Genomic DNA, 21,066 nt, shown 5'->3' on the forward strand with positions numbered 1-21,066 from the left:
AAGCGGGAATGAGCACCGAACGCACCGAACACATATCGTCGCGCAGAGCCCGGCACCTTCCGCTGGCTCCGCCCTCCTGGCTGCTGGGCGGGCTGAAGCCCAGCACGGCACCCATCCCGTGGGCCGCCGTGGCCCGGGCCTCGGTCGCGATGTCCGTCCCGCTCGCCGTGGGTTTCGCCCTCGACGAGCCCGAGTACGGCGCGCTCGCCTCCATGGGCGCCCTCGCCGGAGTCCTCGGCGACACCGCCGACGCCTACCGGATGCGCGTCCTGAACATCGCCGTCCCCCAGCTCGTCGGCGCCGTCGGAGTGGCGCTGGGCACCCTGGTCTACGGGCACGGCTGGCTGGCCGTCGGAGCGCTCACCCTCATCGCCCTCGTCTCCGGGATGATCTCCTCCATCGGCACGGTCGCCTCCGTGTCCGGACTGCTGCTCCTGCTCAACGCCGTGATCGGCGCCGGACTGCCGCTTCCCGAGCCCTGGTGGACGGCCCCGCTGCTGCTGACCGCGGGCGGGCTGTTCGTCCTCGCGCTGACCCTGCTGGGCTGGCCGCTGCGCCGCCGTCAGCCGGAGCGCACCGCCGTGGCCGACACCTACCGGGCCCTGGCCGGCGCCCTGGAGGCCGCCGGCGGCCCCGTCGCCCGCTACGACGAACGCCGTCAGGAGGTCACCCAGGCCATCAACCACGCCTACGACCTCGTGCTCGGCCGCCGGGCCCGGGTGCACGGGCGCAGCCCCTCCCTGGTGCGGCTGCTGGCCCAGCTCAACGTGGTGATCCCGCTGGTGGAGGCCGCACCGGCCGCGCACCTGCGCGGACGGCCGCTGCCCCCCGAGATCCCGGCGGCCGTACGGGAGCTGGCAGACGCCGTCGAGGAGGGCCGCACCGAGGCCCCCGTACTGGTGCTGCCCACCGCGCACACCCCGGCCGAACGGGCCGTCGACGCCGCCCTGCGCCACGCGGCGAAGATCGTGCACATCGCCGAACCCGACCTGAACAACGTCGACGACCGCCTCGGCCGGCCCGCCGCGTTGCGGGTGCGGGCCCGACGCGCGGTCCGCGACATGATGCTGTCCCGGGCCTCCTGGCGGTACGGGCTACGGCTCGCGCTGTGCATCGGGATCGCGCAGTCCCTCGTCTCGGTGATCGAGTTCGAGCGCTCCTACTGGGTCGCGCTGACCGTCACCTTCGTCCTCAAGCCCGACTTCGGCTCGGTGTTCTCCCGGGCCGTCCTGCGCGCGCTCGGCACCGCGGGCGGGCTGCTCATCGCGGCCGCCGTGCTCTCCGAGGTGCCGCGCGGCTGGTGGGACGTCCCGGTGATGGTGGTGCTCGCCGGGCTGATCCCCGCCTTCTCCGCCAAGGGATACGCCTTCCAGACCGCCGCGATCACCCCGGTGATCCTGCTCCTCTCGGACCTGCTCAACCACCAGGGCTTCGACCTGATCCGCCCCCGGCTGGTGGACAGCCTGATCGGCTGCGCCATCACCCTCGTCTTCGGGTACCTGCTGTGGCCCGAGAGCTGGCACACCCGGATCGGGGACCGGCTCGCCGACACCGTGGACGACGCCGCCCGCTACGTGGAACGCGCCTTCGCCCCCGTCGCCGACGAGGCCGCGTTCGCCGCCGCCCGCACCGCCCGCCTCCAGGCCCGGCGGCGCATCTACCGGGACCTGTCGGGCGTACGCAGCGAGTTCCAGCGGGCGCTGACCGAGCCGCCGCCGACCGGGCCGCGGGCCGCCGCCTGGTGGCCGCTGGTGGTCGCCGTCGAACGGATCGTGGACGCGACCACCGCCGCGCGGGTCCGGGTCAACCACGGCGCGGTCCCGCCCCCCGCCGACGAGGTCGCCTCGATCGCCCGCCGGCTCCACGACCTGGCCGACCGGGTGCGCAGCAGCACCGTCCCGGTACGGGTCGACGACACGGCACCGGCGGGCGCGGAAGCCAGCGTGCTGGCCCCCGTCCACCAGGAGATCGCGGCCGCCCTGGCCATCGCCCGGCCCGAATCCTGACCCGCCGCGGGCCCGCCACGGGCCCGCCCGGGACCGGCGTCCCCCGAATGGGTCGGCTCCCGGGCCGGGCGGGAGCGGACGGGGCAGCATCGGAGCATGCGCCGCGTCCCCGCCGTGATGGTCCTCGCCGTACTCCTCGCGGGGTGCGCCGACGTGGAGGGACTGCAGAACGACGGCGACCTCGGCACGGTGCACGCCCCCAAGAGCCTGTGGAAGGACCACCGCCCCGACCCGCCCGCCCCGGACCAGAAGCCGGGCACGGCCGCCGTCGTCCCCGGCCTCCCCAAGGTGACGGACCTCAGCATGCGCGGCGTGGACGCGCTGTCCGTCGTACGCGCCGACGTCACCTCCGCCGCCGAGCAGGACGGCGGGACCGGCCGGCTCGTCGACCCGCGCGCCGTCCGGCGGCTCGCGCTCTGCACACAGGCTGTGGACGGCGGCCCCGACTGCCCGGTGCGCCCCGCGGTCCTGCACGACCTGACGGGCAACGGCCGGGAGGAGCTCATCACCGCCCTGGACATCGACGGCCGGGTCAGCGAGCTACGCGTCTACACCGTCCAGGACGACGGGAACATCGCCCGGATCCTGTCCCGCCGCGGGGTCCTGGAGGGCGTCGAGGTGGCCGCCGAGCACCTGGCGGTCCGCGAGCCCACCACGAACCCCGCCTACGTGGCCGTCTCCGACTACGTCTGGGACCCGAAGGCCGGAATCATGAACCTCTCCCAGCTCACCCTCGACGACTGCCCGGGGCTCACCCCGCACGCGGCGAGCGGGGACGGAGCCCGATGCGCGCGCTGAGCAGCCTGCGCTGGAAGATCGCGCTGACGACCACCATGGTGTGCTGCATGGTCGCCGCGGCCCTGGGCATCCTGGTGCACAACGTGGTCGCCCGGCAGATGGTCGGGGAGGTGCGCAAGGCCGCCGCCACCGAGCTGGACCACGCCCTGGGCCACTACGAGTACGGCACCGCGCACGGCGACGTGAACACCGTGTTCGACCCGCCCGACCTCCCCCGGCGACTGCGCGAGCTCGTCGCGAGCGGACAGACCGGCAGCATCGTCGGCGAGCAGGACGGCAAGCCCGTCATGTGGGCCGCCGGACCCGCCGACGGCAAGGCCCTCGCCGTCTGGCTGCCCTTCGGGAGCACGCGCGACCGGCTGCGGGACATCGACACCGCCATCCTCGCCTCCGCGATCCTCGCGGCCGGGCTGGTGGCGCTGGCGGGCCTCTTCCTCGCCGACCGGATCAGCCGACGGCTCGCGACCACGGCCGCCGTGGCACGCCGGATCACCGCCGGGGACCTGGACGCCCGGGTGAACCTCCCGGGCGAGGGGGACGATCCGGGGCCGCGCGGCTCCCGCGACGAGGTACGGGACGTGGCCCACGCGCTGGACTCGATGGCGAGCTCGCTCCAGGGCCGGTTGGAGGCCGAGAAGCGGTTCACCGCGGATGTCGCCCACGAGCTGCGGACCCCGCTCACCGGCTCACTGGCCGCGGCGGCGCTGCTCCCCGAGGGCCGACCCAAGGAGATGATCAACAACCGGTTGAGGGCTCTGCACCTGCTGACCGAGGACCTGCTGGAGATCTCCCGGCTGGACTCGGGCGTCGAACGGGCCGACCTCACCCGGGTGGAGCTCGGCCGGGCCGTGGAGCGCGCGGTCGCCGCAGCCGCCGCGGGCAGCGGGGCGGCGCCGGATGCCGGACCGGCCCCTTCGGTACGGGTGGTGCGGGACACGGTGGTGGTCACCGACCGCCGGCGCCTCGACCGGATCCTGGCCAACCTGCTGCTCAACGCCGGCAAACACGGCAGGCCACCGGTCGAGGTGACCGTGGAGGGGCCGATGGTGGTGGTCCGCGACCACGGGCCCGGCTACCCACCCGAGCTGATCGAGCGGGGACCGCAGCGCTTCCGTACCGGGGACCCGGGCCGCGGGCGCGGTCACGGCCTGGGGCTCACCATCGTCATGGGTCAGGCCGCCGTGCTGGAGATCGTGGTGGGTTTCACCAACGCGCCCGACGGGGGCGCGGTGACGACGCTCCGGCTTCCCGTCGGCAGAACGCCGGAGGGGAATTGAGCGCATGGTGCCGGTCGAGCGACGCGGACGCCCGAGGGAGTGTTTCACGTGAAACACGCCCTCGGGTCAACTGGTCCGGTCAGACACCGATGTTGCGGCCGTCCTTGCGCCACACGGACACGACCGCCGGGCGGACGATCTTGCCGGGGCCGTCGGGCCACACCGACTGCGGCTTCTCGACGGACGCGCCGTCGATCTCGCCCGGGTGCTGGACGGAGACCAGGACGCGCTTGTCCTGGATGAGCGGGCCACAGGTCTCGGCGCCGCGCGGAACGGTCAGGAACTGCTTCAGCTCACCGCGGCGCTCGCCGGCCGTCGCGACGCCGAACAGGCCGTCGTGGGACCCGAGCTGGTTGCCGTCCGTGGAGATCCACAGGTTGCCGTGCGGGTCGAAGGCCACGTTGTCGGGGCAGGAGATCGGGCTGACCTTGTCCTTCGGGAAGCCGGCGAAGTAGGTGGCCGGGTCGTTCGGGTCACCGGCGACCAGGAAGAGCCGCCAGGCGAACCCGTCGCCGGCCGGGTCGTCGAAGTTCTCGGCGAGCTCCAGGATCTGGCCGTGCTTGTTCAGGTTGCGCGGGTTCGCCTCGGTCGCGCCTTCCTTGCCCGGCTTGCCCCGGTCGGTGTTGTTGGTCAGCGCGATGTAGACGCGACCGGTGCGCGGGGAGGGCTCGACGTCCTCGGGGCGGTCCATCTTCGTGGCGCCCACCTTGTCGGCGGCCAGGCGCGTGAAGACGTACACCTCCTCGGCGGTCATGCCCTCGACGTGCGAGACGTTGCCGGTGGCCAGCTTGATCCAGACGCCGGAACCGTCGAACTCGCCGTCGTCGGGGAGCTTGCCGGTGCCGTCGAGCTCGGCGGCCGGGGAGTCACCGGTGAGCTTGGCGACGTAGAGGGTGCCCTCGTCGAGCAGCGTGAGGTTGTGCTCCTTCGCGGCGCGCGAATTGCCCTTCTTCATCTGCTTCGACGAGACGAACTTGTAGAAGTAGTCGAAGCGCTCGTCGTCGCCCATGTAGACGACCGGACGGCCGTCCTCGGTCAGGCGGGGCTGCGCGGCCTCGTGCTTGAAGCGGCCGAGCGCGGTGCGCTTGCGCGGGACCGAGTTCGGGTCGTACGGGTCCAGCTCGACGACCCAGCCGAAGCGGTGCGACTCGTTGGGCTCCTGCGCCACGTCGAAGCGCTTGTCGAACCGCTCCCACTTGCGCTCGGTGGCGCCGGAGGTCACGCCGTAGCGCTTCAGGCGGGCGGCCTGGGTGGGGTCGGTGACCTGGCCGGCGTTGGCGAAGTACTGGTTGAAGTTCTCCTCGCCGTGCAGGGTGGTGCCCCACGGGGTGGTGCCACCGGCGCAGTTGTTGAGCGTGCCCAGCACCTTCGTACCGGTGGGGTCGACCGAGGTCTTCAGGAGCGCGCCGCCGGCGGCGGGGCCGGTCAGGCGGAACTCGCTCGTCGTGTGCAGGCGGCGGTTGAGCTGGTGGCGGCTGATCGCGGTCAGCTTGCCGCTGCGGTGGTCCTCCTGGACGGCGACCACCGACAGGCCGTGCGCGGCCCAGGCGATCTCGACCTGCTCACGGGTCGGGTTGTTCGCGTCGTACGCCTTGAACATGAGGTTCTCGTCCGTGTACTCGTGGTTGGCCACGAGCAGCTGCCGGCGCTCGTAGTCACCGCCGAGCGGGAGAAGGCTCAGGAAGTCGTTGTTGTAGCCGAACTGACCGGCCTGTGCGGCGGCCGTCTGCTTGTCGGGGTTGAAGCCCGGGGCGCCCTTGACGATCGGGTCGCCCCAGCGGATCACCAGGTTCTGCTCGTGGCCCTCGGGGATCGTGACCTTGTCGTCGGTGTTCGGCGCGACGGCCTTGAAGCGCAGACCACGGGCGGCCTCGCCGCCCTTGCCCGCGCCGGCCGCGGCGGCATCGGCGGAGGGGGTGGCGTTGGCGGTCTGCCCCGGACCGCTGAACGCGACGGCGGACCCGGCGGCGGTGGCGACCGTCACGACGGCGGCGGAACGCAGCATCGCGCGGCGGGAGTAGGCGCGGGCTATGACATCGCCGACGTACTCGTTGTCGCTCGTGTTCGGCACCTCGTGGAAGCAGGCGTCGCCACAGCGGTAACGACAGGTGAGAGCGGACCGGCCGCTCCCATGCGGGTTGCCGATGAACGGCAGAAGCTTGCGCACGAGTGTCCTCCGAGTAGCTGCGTGGGCGCCGACAACCTGTCGGTACGATCCAGCCAGGACGGTAGGCCCGGGTTGCGCCGAAGCGGCGGCGCGGGGATGAACGGTCGGTGAACCCGGCACGTCGGGGCGGCAGTTCACTCAGCGTGTACGAGTGTTTGGGAGCCGGACGCCACGAAAGGCGCCCCTGCCGAAGATCCAGCCGGGCGGCCGATAACCTTACGTGTCCACTCTGGGCAGGGATCATCCGCGCAGCACGGACAAATGACGCACGCACACATGCGAAAGGCCTGGCCCATGGGTATTCGGAGCTTGTTGCGCAAGGTATTCGGACGGTCCGCGGAATCCGTTCCGGAGACTACGGACACCCCTTCGGCCGCTGTCCCGAACCAGGCGGAACGGACCCCTCTGGACGTCGCCGCCGATCTGGTGGCGGCGTCCTTCGACAACCCCACGGTTCCGCCGCAGTCCTCCCCGCGCGATCGCGAACCGGGGACGGTCCTGACGGCCCCCGCCACGGCGGCGGACCCGACGGTCCCGGAAGCGCGGCGGGCGCCTGCGGCGAAGCCCGGCGGAGAGACCCCCGCACCCCCGGCGGAGCCCGCGCCGACCGCTGCCGAACCGGCTGCCGCCGAGGTGGAGGCCGAACCGGTCACCGCCGAAGCCGAGCCGGTCGCCGCTGAGGCCGAGGCCGAGCCGGTCACCGCTGAGGCCGAGGCCGAACCCGTCACCGTTGAGGCCGAGCCCGTCGCTGCCGAGGTGGAGGCCGAGCCCGTCACCGCCGAAGCCGAGCAGCCCGAGGTCGAGCCCGTCGAGCCGGTCGCAGTCGAGGCCGAGGTCGAGCCCGTCACCGTTGAGGCCGAGCCGGTCGCCGCTGAGGCCGAGCCGGTCGCAGTCGAGGCCGAGGTCGAGCCCGTCACCGTTGAGGCCGAGCCGGTCGCCGCTGAGGCCGAGCCGGTCGCAGTCGAGGCCGAGGTCGAGCCCGTCACCGTTGAGGCCGAGCCGGTCGCCGCTGAGGCCGAGCCGGTCGCAGTCGAGGCCGAGGCCGAGCCCGTCACCGTTGAGGCCGAGCCGGTCGCCGCTGAGGCCGAGCCGGTCGCGGTCGTGGCCGAGGCCGAGCCCGTCACCGCCGAAGCCGAGCAGCCCGAGGCCGAGGTCGAGCCCGAGCCCGTCACCGTCGAGGCCGAGGCCGCGCCGGAGGCGCCCGCTCACGGGGCCGCCGTCGTGCGGCGCCGGGCGCCCGAGGTCGCCGGGGCGTACAAGGCCGCCGGGCAGGTGCTGCGGGGCAAGGGGAAGGCCGGGGCGCGGGCCAAGGTCTACCTCGTGCTGGACCGCTCCGGGTCGATGCGCGGGTTCTACAAGGACGGCAGCGCCCAGTACCTCGCCGACCACGCGCTCGCCCTCGCCGCGCACCTCGACGACGCGGCGACCGTGCACACCGTGTTCTTCTCCACGGAGGTGGACGGCACCGCCGACCTGGCCCTCGACGGCTATGACGCCGCCTGGGTCGAGGCCCGCCACGCCGAGCTCGGCCGGATGGGCCGCACCAGCTACCACGTGGCCGTCGAGGCCGTCCTGGAGCGCTACCAGAAGGACGGCGGCGAGGGCCCGGCCCTGGTCGTCTTCCAGACCGACGGCGCCCCCGACAACCGTCAGCCCGCCCGGCAGGCCCTGGCCGACGCCGCCACCGCCGCCCCGGACGTGCACTGGCAGTTCGTCGCCTTCGGCGACCACGACAACAAGGCCTTCGACTTCCTGCGCAAGCTGGACGCCGAGAACGCCGGCTTCTTCCACGCCGGCCCGGCCCCCACCGAGCTGACCTCCACCGCCCTGGTCAAGGGCATCCTGGAGCGGTTCTAGTACGGGCGCAGCAGCGGTACGACGAAGGCGGCGCCCCCCTCCTTGCCGGAGGGGGGCGCCGCCTTCGTCGTATCAGCGGGCCGGAAGTCAGCCCCGCGGGGACCCGGCGTCCGGGGTGACCGCGTCGGAGACCGGCCGCTCCGCCGCCTTCGTCTCGACCGGCTTGCGCAGCGCGATGTTCAGCTCACGCAGACGGGCCTCCTCCAGCACCGTCGGCGCGCCCATCATCAGGTCCTGCGCGTTGCCGTTCAGCGGGAAGGCGATGGTCTCGCGGATGTTCGGCTCGTCGGCCAGCAGCATCACGATGCGGTCCACGCCCGGGGCGATGCCACCGTGCGGCGGGGCGCCCAGGCGGAACGCGCGCAGCATGCCCGCGAACTCGCGCTCGACCGTCTCGGCCTCGTAACCGGCGATCTCGAAGGCCTTCAGCATGACCTCGGGCTCGTGGTTGCGGATGGCGCCGGAGGACAGCTCGATGCCGTTGCAGACGATGTCGTACTGCCAGGCCAGGATGTCCAGCGGGTCCTTCTCCTCCAGGTCCTTCATCCCGCCCTGCGGCATGGAGAAGGGGTTGTGGGAGAAGTCGATCTTGCCGGTGTCCTCGTCCTTCTCGTACATCGGGAAGTCGACGATCCAGCAGAACCGGAAGACGTTCTCCTCGAAGTGGCCCGCGCGCTTGGCCGCCTCGACGCGGACGCCGGACATGATCTTGGAGACCTCGTCGAACTCACCCGCGCCGAAGAACACGGCGTGGCCGGGGACCAGGCCCAGACGCTCGGTGAGGACCTTGACGTTCTCCTCGGTGAGGAACTTGGCGATCGGGCCGGTGAGCCCGCCGTCCTCGCCCACGCGCACCCAGGCCAGGCCCTTGGCGCCGAGCGAGATCGCGTACTCGCCGAGGCCGTCGAAGAACTTGCGCGGCTGCGCGGCGGTGTCCGGGACGGCCAGGGCACGCACGTGCTTGCCGGCGAACGCCTTGAACTCCGAGCCCTCGAACACGTCGGTGATGTCGACGAGCTCCAGCTTGGCGCGCAGGTCGGGCTTGTCGTTGCCGTACTTCAGCATCGACTCGCGGAACGGGATCCGCGGGAACGGCGAGGTGACCTCGCGGCCGTTGCCGAACTCGGTGAAGAGCTCGGTCATCAGGCGCTCGATCGGCTGGAAGACGTCCTCCTGCTCGACGAAGGACATCTCCACGTCGAGCTGGTAGAACTCGCCCGGCGAACGGTCGGCGCGGGCGTCCTCGTCGCGGAAGCACGGCGCGATCTGGAAGTACCGGTCGAAGCCGGAGATCATCAGCAGCTGCTTGAACTGCTGCGGCGCCTGCGGCAGGGCGTAGAACTTGCCCGGGTTCAGGCGGGACGGCACGACGAAGTCACGGGCGCCCTCGGGGGAGGTCGCGGTGAGGATCGGCGTCGCCATCTCGTTGAAGCCGAGGGCCACCATCTTCGAGCGGATCGACGCGATGACGGCCGAGCGCAGCATGATGTTGCGGTGCATGCGCTCGCGGCGCAGGTCGAGGAAGCGGTATTCCAGGCGCCGCTCCTCGTTCACACCGTCGTCGGTGTTGATCGTGAACGGCAGCGGGGCGGCCGCGCCGAGGACCTCGACCGCGGAGACCTCGATCTCGATCTCGCCGGTCGGCAGCTCCGGGTTGACGTTGTCGGCGCCACGGGAGACGACCTTGCCGTCGATCCGGACGACGGTCTCCTTGGTGACGCTGCTCAGCGCCTCGTTCGCCGCGGTGCCGGGCCGGGCGACCAGCTGCGTGATGCCGTAGTGGTCGCGCAGATCGATGAAGAGGATGCCGCCCAGGTCTCGACGGTTGTGCAGCCAGCCGCTCAGTCGGACGTCGGCGGCGACGTCAGAGGCGCGGAGCTCGCCGCAGGTGTGGGACCTGTACCGATGCATCAGTCATCCAGTTCTACGCGATACCAGGGTGGATTCAACCGTCCCAAGGTTACCGTCCGGGAAGGAGGCGGGTCGGGCACTCCCGCCGGCCTGCGCAAACGCGTCCGCTGCCGGCGGGCGGACGCGTCCCGAGGGGCGGGCGAACAGGCACGTGACGGATATGACCTGTAAAGATGGCCGAGTGCGCACCGAGGACGTTCTGGCCGCCATCGCGACCGGCCTGTGGCGATGGGACAACGCCTCCGGGACGGTCACCCTCGACGGCGAGGCCGCCCGGCTCCTGGGGCTGCCCGCCGAACCGGTGGTGCTGCCGGAGGTGGCCGTACGGTCCCGTTTCCACCCGGTGGACTGGAACGAGATCAACGGGATCGTGAACCTGGCCGTCGCCGAGGGCACCCTTGCCGAGGCCCGGCTGCGGATCATGGACGTGGACGGCCGGGTGCTGCGGACCGTACGCAGCCGCTCCAAACCGGTGGAGAACCGGGCGCCAGGGGGGTCCCCCCGGACGGAGTCTGGGGGAGGGACCACGGACTACGAGCTGATCGGCACCATCCAGGAGATCGCCGAGCCGCAGCCCGGCACCACGGCCGCCCACACGCCCATCACGGGCGACTGGCGGCGCTCCCGCGAGGCCTTCCTGCTGGACGCGGGGCGGGCGCTGGCGGAGGCGAGGTCCACGGCCGAGGTGCTGCGGGTCGCCGCCTCGCTGTCCATGCCCGGTTTCAGCCCGGACGGGCTGGCCGTCTTCGGCGTGGCCGGGGACCGGCTGTCGATCATCGGGCACCACGGGCACGATCCGGGGGACGAGGGCCCGTTCTCCGACATGCCGCTGGAGACGAAGTACCCGGCCGCGGAGGTCGTCCGGACCGGCCGGGCGATCTATCTGCCCACCCCCGAGGACTACAAGCGGCGCTTCCCGGCGGCATGGCCGCTCGCGCGGCGCTTCGACCGGGTCTCCTGGGCCTTCCTGCCGCTGATCGTGGCCGGGCGGACCATGGGCGCCTGGATGGCCGCGTTCAAGCACCCGGCATCCTTCTCGCCCGACGAGCGGTCCGTCCTGACGACGGTGGCCCGGATGCTGGCGCAGGCGCTCCAGCGCGCCGTGGTGGCCGAATCCGAGCGGGAGCTCACCACCGGCCTGCAGCGGTCGATGATGCCGCAGCTCGGCCCGGAGATCCCCGGCATGCGGATCGCGGCCCGCTACGTCCCGACGGGCGGCGGGCTCCAGGTCGGCGGCGACTGGTACGACATGATCCCGCTGCCGTCGGGCAGGTTCGCGCTGGTCATCGGCGACGTGCAGGGCCACGACGTCCGGGCGGCCGGGCTGATGGGGCAGCTGCGGATCGCCGTCCGGGCGTACGCCTCCGAGGGCCACCGGCCGGACGCGGTGCTCTCGCGCGCCTCCCGCTTCCTGGCCGGGCTGTGCTCCTCGCCGGAGTCCGACCCGTACGCGGACGACGGCGGCCGGGGCTCCGACGCCTACTTCCTGAGCCCGCGGTTCGCGACCTGCCTGTACGTGGAGTGCGATCCGAGGACCGGCATGCTGGAGGTCGCCCGGGCCGGCCACCCCGATCCGGCGATCCGGATGGCCGACGGCACCGTCCTGATGCGCCCCACCGCGGGCGGGTTGCCACTGGGCATCGATCCCGAGTCCGACTACCCCACCACCCGGTTCACCCTGGAACCCGGCGAGACGATGATGCTCTGCACCGACGGGCTCATCGAGACCGGCGGGCACGACCTGGACACCGGCTGGGCGCGGCTGCGGGCGGTCCTGGAGTCCGACGCGCACGAGTACGCGCACGAGAACGCCTACGAGCCCGCCTACGACGCGCAGGTCCCGGGAGCGGGCGCCGACACGGTCGGGCCGCTCGCGCCGCCGCACCTCGAACGGCTGGCCGACCTGCTGGTCCAGGCCGTGCACGGGCCGTCCTCGCACCACACCACCGGCCCGCTCGCCGACCGCCGCGAGGACGACATAGCGGTGGTGCTGCTGTGCCGCGAGAGCGCGGAGCGTCTCCCGGGCGCGGCGCCGGCGCACCCGGCCCGGCCCGTGCGCCGCACCGTGCTGACCGTGGGGCAGGTGGAGCCCGAACGGATCGCGGGCGTACGCCAGCAGATCCGCGAGCTGCTGCACGACTGGGCCGACCCCGACCAGGTGGACTCGGCGGTGCTGATGGTCTCCGAGATGGTGACGAACGTGCTGACGCACACCGACGGCGACGCCCTGCTGGTCGCGGAGGCGATCGGCGAGCTGGGCGCGCGCCGGCTGCGCGTCGAGGTCGCGGACGGCAGCGACGAACTCCCGCACAAGCGGCAGCCGGGGGAGATGTCCTCCAGTGGCCGCGGGGTGCTGCTGATGGAGATGCTGGCCGACGCGTGGGGCGTGGACCCGCGGGGCGAGGGCAAGTCGATCTGGTTCGCGCTGCACGAGCAGTCCAAGACGGACGCCGACCCGATGTTCTGACCCGCCGGCCCGCCGGCCCGCCCGCCGACCCGGTGGCGGGGTGCGGCGGGGCGCGGCGGGGTGTGATGGGATGCAGCGGTGTCCGATCCCCTCCTGCCCGCGCCCGTACGACGACTCGCCGCCTGGTGCGGCGTCGTCCTGCTCGTCACCGCCGTCCTCGCCGTCGGTGTATGGCTGTGCACCGTCTTCGACGACGTCGTGACGCCCGTGCTGCTGGCCGTGCTCGGTACGGCCCTGCTCGGGCCGATGCACCGGCGCCTGGTCCGCATGGGGATGAACCGCTCGCTGGCCGCGGCCCTGACCTGCCTCGCCGTGGTCGCCGTCGTCGGCGGGGCCACGTACATCGTCGTGCTCGCGCTGATCGAGACCGGCGGCGAGATCGTCGACGCGCTGCGGCGGGCCGGCGAGAGCGTCGCCGAGCACTTCGGGGCGGTGGGCACCTCGCTGCAGGACATCGCCGCGAACTCCAAGGACCTGCTCGCGAAGTTCGGCGGAACGGCCGCCTCGGGCGTGGTCGCCGGGCTCAGCGTGGTGGGCTCGATGATCGCGATGGTGCTGCTGGCGCTGGTGCTGATCTTCTTCTTCCTGCGCGACTCCGACCGGGCCGTGGGAACCCTGCGCTCCGTCGTCCCGAGCCGCTCGGGCGACCTGATGGAGGCCATGGGGCGGCGGGCCTTCGAGGCCGTCGAGGGGTTCATGCGCGGGACCACGTTCGTGGCCCTGGTGGACGCCGTGCTGATCGGCGCGGGCCTGCTGATCCTCGATGTGCCGGGCGCACTGGGGCTGGCCGCCCTGGTCTTCGTGACCGCCTACATCCCGTACCTGGGGGCGATCCTGTCGGGCGCCGTGGCCGTTCTCGTCGCCTTCGCCGACCGGGGCTGGGTCATCGGCCTGTGGGCGCTGGGCCTGGTGCTGCTGGTCCAGATGATCGAGGGCTACGTACTGCAGCCGGTGGTGCAGAGCCGCACGGTGCAGATGCACCCGGCGGTGGTGATGCTGGCCATCACCGCGGGCGCGAGCGTCGCCGGGATCCTCGGCATGCTGCTGGCGGTGCCGATGACCGCCGCCGTCTTCGGGGTGATCTCGGAACTGCGGGCCCGGTACGCCGAGGACCCGGCACCCGGGCCGGTGGACGCCCCTAAGCCGGGTCCGGGTAGTAGCTGAGGACCACCAGGATCGCCGTGCACTCCGCGAGGAGCTGGACGGCGAGCGCCCACTGGCGGACCCGCAGTCGGGGCGCGGCCAGCGCGACGACGAACGCCACGGCCGCGGCGCCGGCGCTCCACAGGAGCAGCCACCCGGGCAGCCCCCGGGTGCACTCCACCCCGTAGGTCACGCAGCCCGACACCCGCACGGACGACAGGAGCAGCACGATCGCGCCCACGAAGACCCCGGGGAAGAGCGCCGCGGACAGCCCGGCCCAGAAGCGGGTGCGGTCCTTGGTGCCCGCAGCAGCGGGCACCGCAGGCGTGGGAATCGCAGGCGTGGGGATCGCAGGCGTGGGGATCGCAGGGGAAGAGGCGGTGTCCATGCCCCGATCCAATGCGGTTCCCGGGTCCGGCACAGGCGTCCGGATACTCATCCGCGCGTGCGCGGGTACTCAGGACCTCGCGTCGGGACCGGGACCGCTCCGTGCCAGAGCGGTCCCGTCGGGCCGCGCGGTCAGTCCTGGTCCACCGCGCCCGTGCCGCGGTGGCCGAGGCCGGTGCGCGCGGTGGTGGGGATGCGGCCCAGCCGGCCCGCCTGGAAGTCGTCGAAGGCCTGCTGCAGTTCGTGCTGGCTGTTCATCACGAACGGCCCGTAGTGCGCCATCGGCTCCCGGATGGGACGTCCGCCGAGCAGCACGATCTCCAGGTCCGGGGCGTTGGAGTCCTGCGACGCGTCCGCCCGCACGGTGAGCGAGCCGCCCTCGCCGAAGACGGCCGTCTGCCCGGTCCGTACCGGCCTGCGGTCCTCACCGACCGACCCGCGCCCGGCCATGACGTACGCCAGGGCGTTGAAGTCCTCGCGCCACGGCAGGGTGATCTGCGCGCCCGGCGAGACGGTCGCGTGGATCATCGTGATCGGGGTGTGGGTGATGCCCGGGCCCTGGTGACCGTCCAGCTCACCGGCGATGACGCGGAGCAGGGAGCCGCCGTCCGGGGTGGTCAGCAGCTGGACCTGGCCGCCGCCGATGTCCTGGTAGCGCGGGGGCATCATCTTGTCGGAGGCCGGGAGGTTCACCCACAGCTGGAGGCCGTGGAACAGCCCGCCGGACACGACGAGGGACTCCGGCGGGGCCTCGATGTGCAGGAGGCCCGAACCGGCGGTCATCCACTGGGTGTCACCGCCGTTGATGATCCCGCCGCCGCCGTTGCTGTCCTGGTGGACGAAGGTTCCGTCGATCAGGTACGTGACGGTCTCGAAGCCGCGGTGCGGGTGCCAGGGGGTTCCCTTCGGCTCGCCCGGCGCGTACTCCACCTCGCCCATCTGGTCCATCATGATGAACGGGTCGAGGTACTGGTAGTTGATCCCGGCGAACGCGCGGCGCACCGGGAATCCCTCACCCTCGAACCCACCGGGAGCGGAGACGACGGCCAGCACCTTGCGCGGGACGGCGGCCTGCGGCTCGGCCACGCGGGGAAGGGTCAACGGGTTCTCAACAGTCACTGCGGGCATGGTCAGGACCTCCTTCTGCGTCGAGTTTAGTTGAAACTCGAACTTTCTGCCACACCGGCACAACAGAAGGACCCCGGAGGAAATTTCCTCCGGGGCCCCAGCGGTCCTGACCTGCGGTTACGGCGAGACGACGACCGAGTTGATCGGCGAGAGGTTCACCGCCACCCACCGGTCGACCGGGATGTCGGTGCAGGTCCCCCCGCCGCCCCAGCCCGTGCACAGCTTGAACTTCCAGTTCTGCGTCTGGTTGTTGAGGACCCAGTGCCAGTTCTCCTGGTTGCTGAGGTTGTAGGTCCCCGCCCTGCTGAACCGCAGCGACGGCTGGACGCCCGCCGCCGGCGAGCCCTCCGGCCAGATGCACGCCTCACCCGAACGGCACCCCTCGACCGTGTGGTCGGACGCCTGTGCCTGCCCTGCCGCCAGCACCCCCGTGCCCAGCGCCAGCGTCGCGGCGGCCGCCACCGTGGCGAGCTTCGTGCGGATCGTCGTACGGGCCATCTCTGCCTCCTCGTGGATGGGGCGGGGGGTCCCCCGTGAATCCCCCCGCGGCACCGATACTCCGGGCGGACCGGGGCCGGCCGCGATCCTTTCGGGCAGGCCCGAAAGGAGGGTCAGCCGCCGCTGTGGAGCAGGTCCACGCCCAGGCCCGTCACCGAGTGCAGGACCGCCTTGCCGTCGCGCTCCGTGGTGATCAGACCGGCCGCCCGCAGGGTGCGGGTGTGTTCGGAGGCCGAGGGCAGGCTGATGTCGAGGTCCCGGGCCAGCTCACTGGTCGTGCGCTGCTCGATCAACGACTGGAGCACGGCCGCCCGGGTCCGGCCCAGCAGGGCGTCCAGCGCCCCGTGCGCCGGGCCCGGGCCGACCAGCGGCAGCGGCGTCAGCGCCGGGTAGAGCAGCACGTACCTGCCGTCCGGGCCGTCCGGCCCCTCGGCGAGCAGCGGCCGGCCCGTCCAGAACGGCGAGGGCATCAGCAGCAGCCCGCGCCCGCCGAGGTGGACCTCGTAGTGCGGCGGCCCGTCCACCTCCAGCACGGTCCCCGACCATGCGGCCAGCGGATGCGTGCCGGCCAGGCAGGCCTTGATGCCGTGCGCGGCCAGCAGCCGGGCGCGCCAGGCCACGTCCGCCCGGAAGGACTGCCGGATCCGCGACCAGTGCGGGGCGACGACCACCTCGTAGGCGGATCGGAGCGCGCCACCGAGCTGGTCCCACGCCTCGCGGTCCTGGGCCCACAGGGCCCGCACCCAGGAGGGGGAGCCGGGGGCCCGGGAGGCGACGCGGCGCAGCTCGTCGGGGGTCAGGAGCGGGCCGGCGTCCCGTACGACGGCCAGCCCCTCCTCCAGGGTGCGCGCGTACGGCTCGACGAACTGCGGGTTGTCGCCGTCGGGGCGCAGGAGGTCCAGGAGCGGGCGGGCGCGGCCGGGCAGCTCCCGGCCGACGCGGCCGCGCCAGCGGCCGAAAACCGCCGGTTGGTCGGTGCGCTGCCAGGCGACGATCGCCATGCCCAGTTCCACGAGCGGCAGCGGCTCGCTCGCGAAGGTGATGTCGAGCAGGTCCTCCGCCGTGAAATGCACCCGCAGCACGGTCCCCGCCCCTCCGTCAGGCCACGGCTGAGGTCAGCCGTCTACGCAGTCATGGCGTCTAGCCATACATCCGCCGCATCGCGAAGTCGACCATCTGCTCGACCGCCTTGGCGTCGAAGACCATCCGGTGGTCGCCCTCCATGTCGAGGACGAAGCCGTAGCCGGTCGGCAGCAGATCGATGACCTCGGCGCCGGTGATCACGAAGTACTTGGACTCCTTGCCGGCGTACCGGCGCAGCTCCTTGAGCGTGGTGAACATGGGGATGACCGGGTGCTGCGTGTTGTGCAGCGCCAGGAATCCGGGGGTGTCGCCGCGCGGGCAGTAGACCTTCGAGGTGGCGAAGATCTGCTGGAAGTCCTCGGCGGAGAGGGACCCCGTGGTGAAGGCCCGCACCGCGTCCGTGAGCGAGGGCGGGGACGGCTCCGGGTACAGCGGCGGCGCCTGTTGCGCGTAGCCCTGCGGGGGCTGCTGCGCATACTGCTGCTGGGCACCCGGGTTCTGGTCGTAGCCGTACATGCGGCACACCCTATCGAGCACCTGACCCCATACCGGCCGGTACCGGCCAGTCCCCTTCCGGGGCGGGCGCGGGGGGACCGCCTCAGCCGGATAGCTCCCCCGCCTTCAGCGCCCGCACGAACGGCCCCCACGCACCGGCGGCGATGACCACGGTGGGGCCGTGGGGCCTCTTGGAATCCCTGACGGGGACGAACCCTGCTACGCCGTCAGCCACCTCGACACAGGTACCTCCGTCGCTGTTGGTGTAGCTGCTCGTACGCCACCGCGCTGCGTTCAAGTCAGTTCGGCTGCTTGCCATTTCGGTAGTCCTCCACGGCCGCCTCGATCATGGCGAGGGACGCCTTCGGCGGTAGCGCGGCAGCCCTCAGCAGATCGTACGACCTTCGGTACCGCTTCACGAGGGCCGGATCGTCGATGGTGACACCACTGTGCAGGGACTCCGTGTACACCAGCGGGGGTGCGTTCCCAAAGGTCAGGATGAGGACGGTTCCCGCTGCCATGAACGGGTGCGCTCCGGCGTTCCACGGGACGATCTGTGGAACGATCCGCTTGCGCCGCGCGAGGGCCGCAACGTGGTCGAGTTGCTCCGCCATCTGTTGGAGCGGGAGGATCGGCAGCCGCAGCAACGACTCGTGCATGATCACCCAGTACTCGGGCACCCCTTGGATGCCCTCGAAGAGGTTGGCCCGCGCCAGTCGGGCCCTGATCTTGACGTCGGTCTCCTCGCGGGGTTCAAACGGGCGTTCCGCCCCTGCGAGGGCCCGCGCGTACGCTTCCGTCTGCAACAGGCCGGGGAGCGCCGCCGGGCTCCATTCCTCGATGGTTTCCGCGAGCTTCTCAGCTTCCAGAACCCTCTCGGCGTACCTGGCCTGGCCGATGCTCCGGGCCTTCCGGACGTCCTCGCAGCGCCGCTCGAAGAACCCGTCGGCGTGGAGCACGCGGTCGACATGACAGGCCAGGTCCACCGGCATCCGCCTCTGGCCGCGCTCGATCTCGCTCAGGTACGTGGCCCCGTAGAAGCTCCCCTCCACCGTCTGCTGAAGCGTGAAGCCCGCTTCTTCCCGCCTCCATCGCAGTTCTTTGCCGTAGAAAGCGGGAACGCTCTCGGAGCCGTCGATGTCCTTACGAGCAGCCACGATCGGACCGCCTTGCACACTTCGCTCTGTGGACCCGAAACCCTTCCCACGGTACGCAGCACCGCACCACCCTGTGAGGACTTCGTCACACTCCGCACAGGAACGGACGGCCCCATGAGCGACCACCCCCACGACCGCGAGGCAATCGCGGCCCTCGACGCGCTACGCACCGCGCTCACCGCGCACGGGATCACCCTGCCCTCGCTGGACCTGCACCTCCTCTCCTACGCAGGTCGGTACGACTCGCCGCCCCTCATCGACCTCGGCAACTGCAACACCGCCACCGCGCAGCGACTGGCCGCCGCCCTGGCCGAGCGGTGAACGCCCTCACGATCCGGCTGCTCGCCGCCCCCCGAGGCGGCCCGGCTGCTGCGGCACGCCGTGCGCGAGCACCTCGGGCCCGACGGCCACCCCGACGCGGAGCTGTGCGTGACCGAGCTGCTGGCCAACGTCATCCGCCACCTCGGCGAAGGCACCCCCGTCACCCTGCGCGTCACCGGAGGCACCGGAAGGGCAACCCGTACGCGGGTCGAGCTCACCGATCCCGCCCCGCGCGCCCGGCCCGTACCCCGGCAGGCGACCGACTCCGACGAGTCGGGGCGCGGCCTCGCCCTGCTGGAGGCCGTGGCGCTGCGATGGGGAGTCACCGAGGGGTATCGAACGAAGACGGTCTGGTGCGAGCTTTGACCCTGGTCACAGTCCACGCGGAAGGGTTGCCGTTATTACCGGCGGGTAGCATCATGTTGTTACCGATTGGTATGTACGAGGAACCCTGTCTCCCCGAGCCTTAACGGAGCCGTCGCCATGGGGCACTACAAGTCGAATCTCCGCGACATCGAGTTCAACCTCTTCGAGGTGCTCGGCCGCGACAAGCAGTACGGCACCGGTCCGTTCGAGGAGATGGACACCGAGACCGCCAAGAGCGTCCTGTCCGAGCTCGCCCGCCTCGCCGAGAACGAGCTGGCCGCCTCCTTCGAGGACGCCGACCGCAACCCGCCGGTCTTCGACCCGGCCACCAACACCGCGCCCGTCCCGGCCTCCTTCAAGAAGAGCTACGAAGCCTTCATGGACTCGGAGTACTGGCGCCTGGGCCTGCCCGAGGAGATCGGCGGCACCACCTCGCCCCGCTCCCTCATCTGGGCCTACGCGGAGCTGCTGCTCGGCTCGAACCCGGCCATCTGGATGTACTCCTCCGGCCCGGCGTTCGCCGGCATCCTCTTCGAAGAGGGCAACGAGGCGCAGAAGAAGGTCGCGCAGATAGCCGTCGAGAAGCGCTGGGGCTCCACCATGGTCCTCACCGAGCCGGACGCCGGCTCGGACGTCGGCGCCGGCCGCACCAAGGCGATCCAGCAGGCCGACGGCTCCTGGCACATCGAGGGCGTGAAGCGCTTCATCACGTCCGGTGAGCACGACATGGAGGAGAACATCCTCCACTACGTCCTCGCGCGCCCCGAGGGCCACGGCCCCGGCACCAAGGGCCTGTCCCTCTTCCTCGTCCCGAAGTTCCACTTCGACTGGGAGACCGGCGAGCTGGGCGAGCGCAACGGCGTCTACGCCACCAACGTCGAGCACAAGATGGGCCTCAAGGCCTCCAACACGTGCGAGATGACCTTCGGCGACCAGCACCCCGCCAAGGGCTGGCTGATCGGCGACAAGCACGACGGCATCCGCCAGATGTTCATGATCATCGAGTTCGCCCGGATGATGGTCGGCACGAAGGCCATCGCCACCCTCTCCACCGGCTACCTGAACGCGCTGGAGTACGCCAAGGAGCGCGTGCAGGGCCCGGACCTCGCGAACTTCATGGACAAGACCGCGCCCAAGGTCACCATCACGCACCACCCCGACGTGCGCCGCTCGCTCATGACGCAGAAGGCCTACGCCGAGGGCATGCGCGCCCTGGTCCTCTACACGGCCTCCGTGCAGGACGAGATCCAGATCAAGCAGGCCGCCGGCCAGGACGCCTCCGCCGAGATCGGCCTCAACGACCTGCTCCTGCCGATCGTGAAGGGCTACGGCTCGGAGAAGTCCTACGAGCAGCTCGCCCAGTCCCTGCAGACCTTCGGTGGCTCCGGCTACCTGCAGGAGTACCCGATCGAGCAGTACATCCGCGACGCCAAGATCGACACCCTCTACGAGGGCACCACGGCCATCCAGGGCCAGGACTTCTTCTTCCGGAAGATCGTCCGCGACCAGGGCGCCTCGCTGAACATCCTCAGCGAGACGATCAAGAAGTTCCTGGCCGAGGCCGTCGGCGGCGAGGAGCTGGCCGGCGCCCGCGACGCGCTCGCCAAGGCCGCCGTCGACCTGGAGGCCATCGTCGGCCAGATGATCGTCGACCTCACCGCCACCGGCGAGGACGTCAAGAACATCTACAAGGTCGGCCAGAACACCACCCGCCTGCTGATGGCCTCGGGTGACGTGGTCGTCGGTTACCTGCTGCTCAAGGGCGCCGCCGTGGCCGCCGAGAAGCTGGCGACCGCCGCCCCGAAGGACGTCCCCTTCTACACCGGCAAGATCGCCGCCGCGAAGTTCTTCGCGTCGCAGGTCCTGCCGAACGTCTCGGTCCAGCGCCGACTGGCCGAGGTCGTCGACAACTCCCTCATGGAGCTCGACGAGGCCGCCTTCTAGTCGGTCGCACCCCGCTCACACCCACCGGCGGCCGGGCCCCCCGCACAGGGGCCCGGCCGCC

18 protein-coding genes are annotated in these 21,066 nt (G+C 71.8%); 9 read left to right on the forward strand and 9 right to left on the reverse strand.

Annotated elements, in window-relative coordinates; all coding sequences use genetic code 11:
- Positions 1-8 precede the first annotated feature (8 nt).
- From ACWG52_RS18330 to ACWG52_RS18340, 3 genes are all read left to right on the forward strand, one after another.
- A complete protein-coding gene (locus ACWG52_RS18330) occupies positions 9-2,006 on the forward strand; it encodes an FUSC family protein (RefSeq protein WP_389804052.1) in 1,998 nt (665 codons plus the stop codon).
- Between the two features lie 96 nt (positions 2,007-2,102).
- Positions 2,103-2,804: a hypothetical protein gene (locus ACWG52_RS18335; RefSeq protein ID WP_375942901.1), complete on the forward strand. Its 702-nt coding sequence runs from the start codon at positions 2,103-2,105 to the stop codon at positions 2,802-2,804.
- The gene (locus ACWG52_RS18340; RefSeq protein WP_389804056.1) at positions 2,792-4,081 is read left to right on the forward strand and encodes an ATP-binding protein; all 1,290 of its coding nucleotides are present in this window, start codon (positions 2,792-2,794) and stop codon (positions 4,079-4,081) included. The genes ACWG52_RS18335 and ACWG52_RS18340 overlap by 13 nt, the downstream gene beginning before the upstream one ends.
- A 79-nt stretch (positions 4,082-4,160) precedes the next feature.
- Here the strand turns inward: ACWG52_RS18340 and ACWG52_RS18345 are convergent, their stop codons facing one another.
- A complete protein-coding gene (locus ACWG52_RS18345; protein ID WP_390166576.1) occupies positions 4,161-6,248 on the reverse strand; it encodes a PhoX family protein in 2,088 nt (695 codons plus the stop codon).
- A gap of 312 nt (positions 6,249-6,560) precedes the next feature.
- Between ACWG52_RS18345 and ACWG52_RS18350 the strand changes: the two genes are divergently transcribed.
- Positions 6,561-8,105 (forward strand): VWA domain-containing protein, encoded by a 1,545-nt coding sequence (locus ACWG52_RS18350; protein ID WP_453129011.1) that lies wholly within the window; start codon positions 6,561-6,563, stop codon positions 8,103-8,105.
- An 87-nt stretch (positions 8,106-8,192) separates the two neighbouring features.
- Here ACWG52_RS18350 and aspS read toward each other — a convergent pair whose 3' ends face one another.
- Entirely contained in the window at positions 8,193-10,016 is a 1,824-nt protein-coding gene (gene aspS, locus ACWG52_RS18355) for an aspartate--tRNA ligase (RefSeq protein ID WP_266352624.1), read from the reverse strand.
- A 181-nt stretch (positions 10,017-10,197) separates the two neighbouring features.
- Between aspS and ACWG52_RS18360 the strand changes: the two genes are divergently transcribed.
- Together ACWG52_RS18360 and ACWG52_RS18365 are read left to right on the forward strand one after the other, a co-directional pair.
- Entirely contained in the window at positions 10,198-12,483 is a 2,286-nt protein-coding gene (locus tag ACWG52_RS18360; protein ID WP_453129012.1) for an ATP-binding SpoIIE family protein phosphatase, read from the forward strand.
- A gap of 78 nt (positions 12,484-12,561) precedes the next feature.
- Entirely contained in the window at positions 12,562-13,647 is a 1,086-nt protein-coding gene (locus tag ACWG52_RS18365) for an AI-2E family transporter (protein WP_389804068.1), read from the forward strand.
- On the opposite strand, the gene ACWG52_RS18370 is transcribed toward ACWG52_RS18365, so the two are convergent.
- From ACWG52_RS18370 to ACWG52_RS18400, 7 genes are all read right to left on the reverse strand, one after another.
- Positions 13,622-13,945: a hypothetical protein gene (locus ACWG52_RS18370; protein ID WP_389804071.1), complete on the reverse strand. Its 324-nt coding sequence runs from the start codon at positions 13,943-13,945 to the stop codon at positions 13,622-13,624. The two genes, ACWG52_RS18365 and ACWG52_RS18370, sit on opposite strands and share 26 nt — an antisense overlap.
- 200 nt (positions 13,946-14,145) lie before the next feature.
- A complete protein-coding gene (locus ACWG52_RS18375; RefSeq protein ID WP_389804074.1) occupies positions 14,146-15,141 on the reverse strand; it encodes a pirin family protein in 996 nt (331 codons plus the stop codon).
- A 117-nt stretch (positions 15,142-15,258) separates the two neighbouring features.
- Positions 15,259-15,639, reverse strand: coding sequence for a hypothetical protein (locus ACWG52_RS18380; protein ID WP_389804077.1), 381 nt, complete (start codon positions 15,637-15,639; stop codon positions 15,259-15,261).
- A 113-nt stretch (positions 15,640-15,752) separates the two neighbouring features.
- A complete protein-coding gene (locus tag ACWG52_RS18385; protein WP_453129013.1) occupies positions 15,753-16,721 on the reverse strand; it encodes a helix-turn-helix domain-containing protein in 969 nt (322 codons plus the stop codon).
- 58 nt (positions 16,722-16,779) lie between these two features.
- Positions 16,780-17,238 carry an SseB family protein gene (locus tag ACWG52_RS18390; protein ID WP_033215170.1) on the reverse strand — a complete coding sequence of 153 codons (459 nt, stop codon included), beginning with the start codon at positions 17,236-17,238 and terminating at the stop codon, positions 16,780-16,782.
- A gap of 82 nt (positions 17,239-17,320) precedes the next feature.
- On the reverse strand, positions 17,321-17,536 hold the full coding sequence (locus ACWG52_RS18395) for a DUF397 domain-containing protein (protein ID WP_389804083.1): 216 nt from the start codon (positions 17,534-17,536) through the stop codon (positions 17,321-17,323).
- A complete protein-coding gene (locus ACWG52_RS18400) occupies positions 17,517-18,374 on the reverse strand; it encodes a helix-turn-helix domain-containing protein (protein ID WP_453129014.1) in 858 nt (285 codons plus the stop codon). Before ACWG52_RS18400 ends, ACWG52_RS18395 begins: the two co-directional genes overlap by 20 nt.
- Before the next feature lie 114 nt (positions 18,375-18,488).
- On the opposite strand from ACWG52_RS18400, the gene ACWG52_RS18405 reads away from it, so the two are divergent.
- The 3 genes from ACWG52_RS18405 (at position 18,489) to ACWG52_RS18415 (ending at position 21,005) form a co-directional block, all read left to right on the forward strand.
- Positions 18,489-18,695, forward strand: coding sequence for a hypothetical protein (locus ACWG52_RS18405; RefSeq protein ID WP_390139297.1), 207 nt, complete (start codon positions 18,489-18,491; stop codon positions 18,693-18,695).
- 60 nt (positions 18,696-18,755) lie between these two features.
- Positions 18,756-19,061, forward strand: coding sequence for an ATP-binding protein (locus ACWG52_RS18410; RefSeq protein ID WP_390139299.1), 306 nt, complete (start codon positions 18,756-18,758; stop codon positions 19,059-19,061).
- Between the two features lie 117 nt (positions 19,062-19,178).
- Entirely contained in the window at positions 19,179-21,005 is a 1,827-nt protein-coding gene (locus ACWG52_RS18415; protein WP_389804095.1) for an acyl-CoA dehydrogenase, read from the forward strand.
- Positions 21,006-21,066: the final 61 nt, after the last annotated feature.

The organism is Streptomyces sp. CLCI03, assembly GCF_053615355.1.

Coding starts and splice junctions, on each gene's coding strand:
- ACWG52_RS18330 (WP_389804052.1), top strand. CDS start 9: ATGAGCACCGAACGCACCGAACACATATCGTCGCGCAGAGCCCGGCAC.
- ACWG52_RS18335 (WP_375942901.1), top strand. CDS start 2,103: ATGCGCCGCGTCCCCGCCGTGATGGTCCTCGCCGTACTCCTCGCGGGG.
- ACWG52_RS18340 (WP_389804056.1), top strand. CDS start 2,792: ATGCGCGCGCTGAGCAGCCTGCGCTGGAAGATCGCGCTGACGACCACC.
- aspS (WP_266352624.1), bottom strand. CDS start 10,016: ATGCATCGGTACAGGTCCCACACCTGCGGCGAGCTCCGCGCCTCTGAC.
- ACWG52_RS18375 (WP_389804074.1), bottom strand. CDS start 15,141: ATGCCCGCAGTGACTGTTGAGAACCCGTTGACCCTTCCCCGCGTGGCC.
- ACWG52_RS18380 (WP_389804077.1), bottom strand. CDS start 15,639: ATGGCCCGTACGACGATCCGCACGAAGCTCGCCACGGTGGCGGCCGCC.
- ACWG52_RS18390 (WP_033215170.1), bottom strand. CDS start 17,238: ATGTACGGCTACGACCAGAACCCGGGTGCCCAGCAGCAGTATGCGCAG.
- ACWG52_RS18395 (WP_389804083.1), bottom strand. CDS start 17,536: ATGGCAAGCAGCCGAACTGACTTGAACGCAGCGCGGTGGCGTACGAGC.
- ACWG52_RS18405 (WP_390139297.1), top strand. CDS start 18,489: ATGAGCGACCACCCCCACGACCGCGAGGCAATCGCGGCCCTCGACGCG.
- ACWG52_RS18415 (WP_389804095.1), top strand. CDS start 19,179: ATGGGGCACTACAAGTCGAATCTCCGCGACATCGAGTTCAACCTCTTC.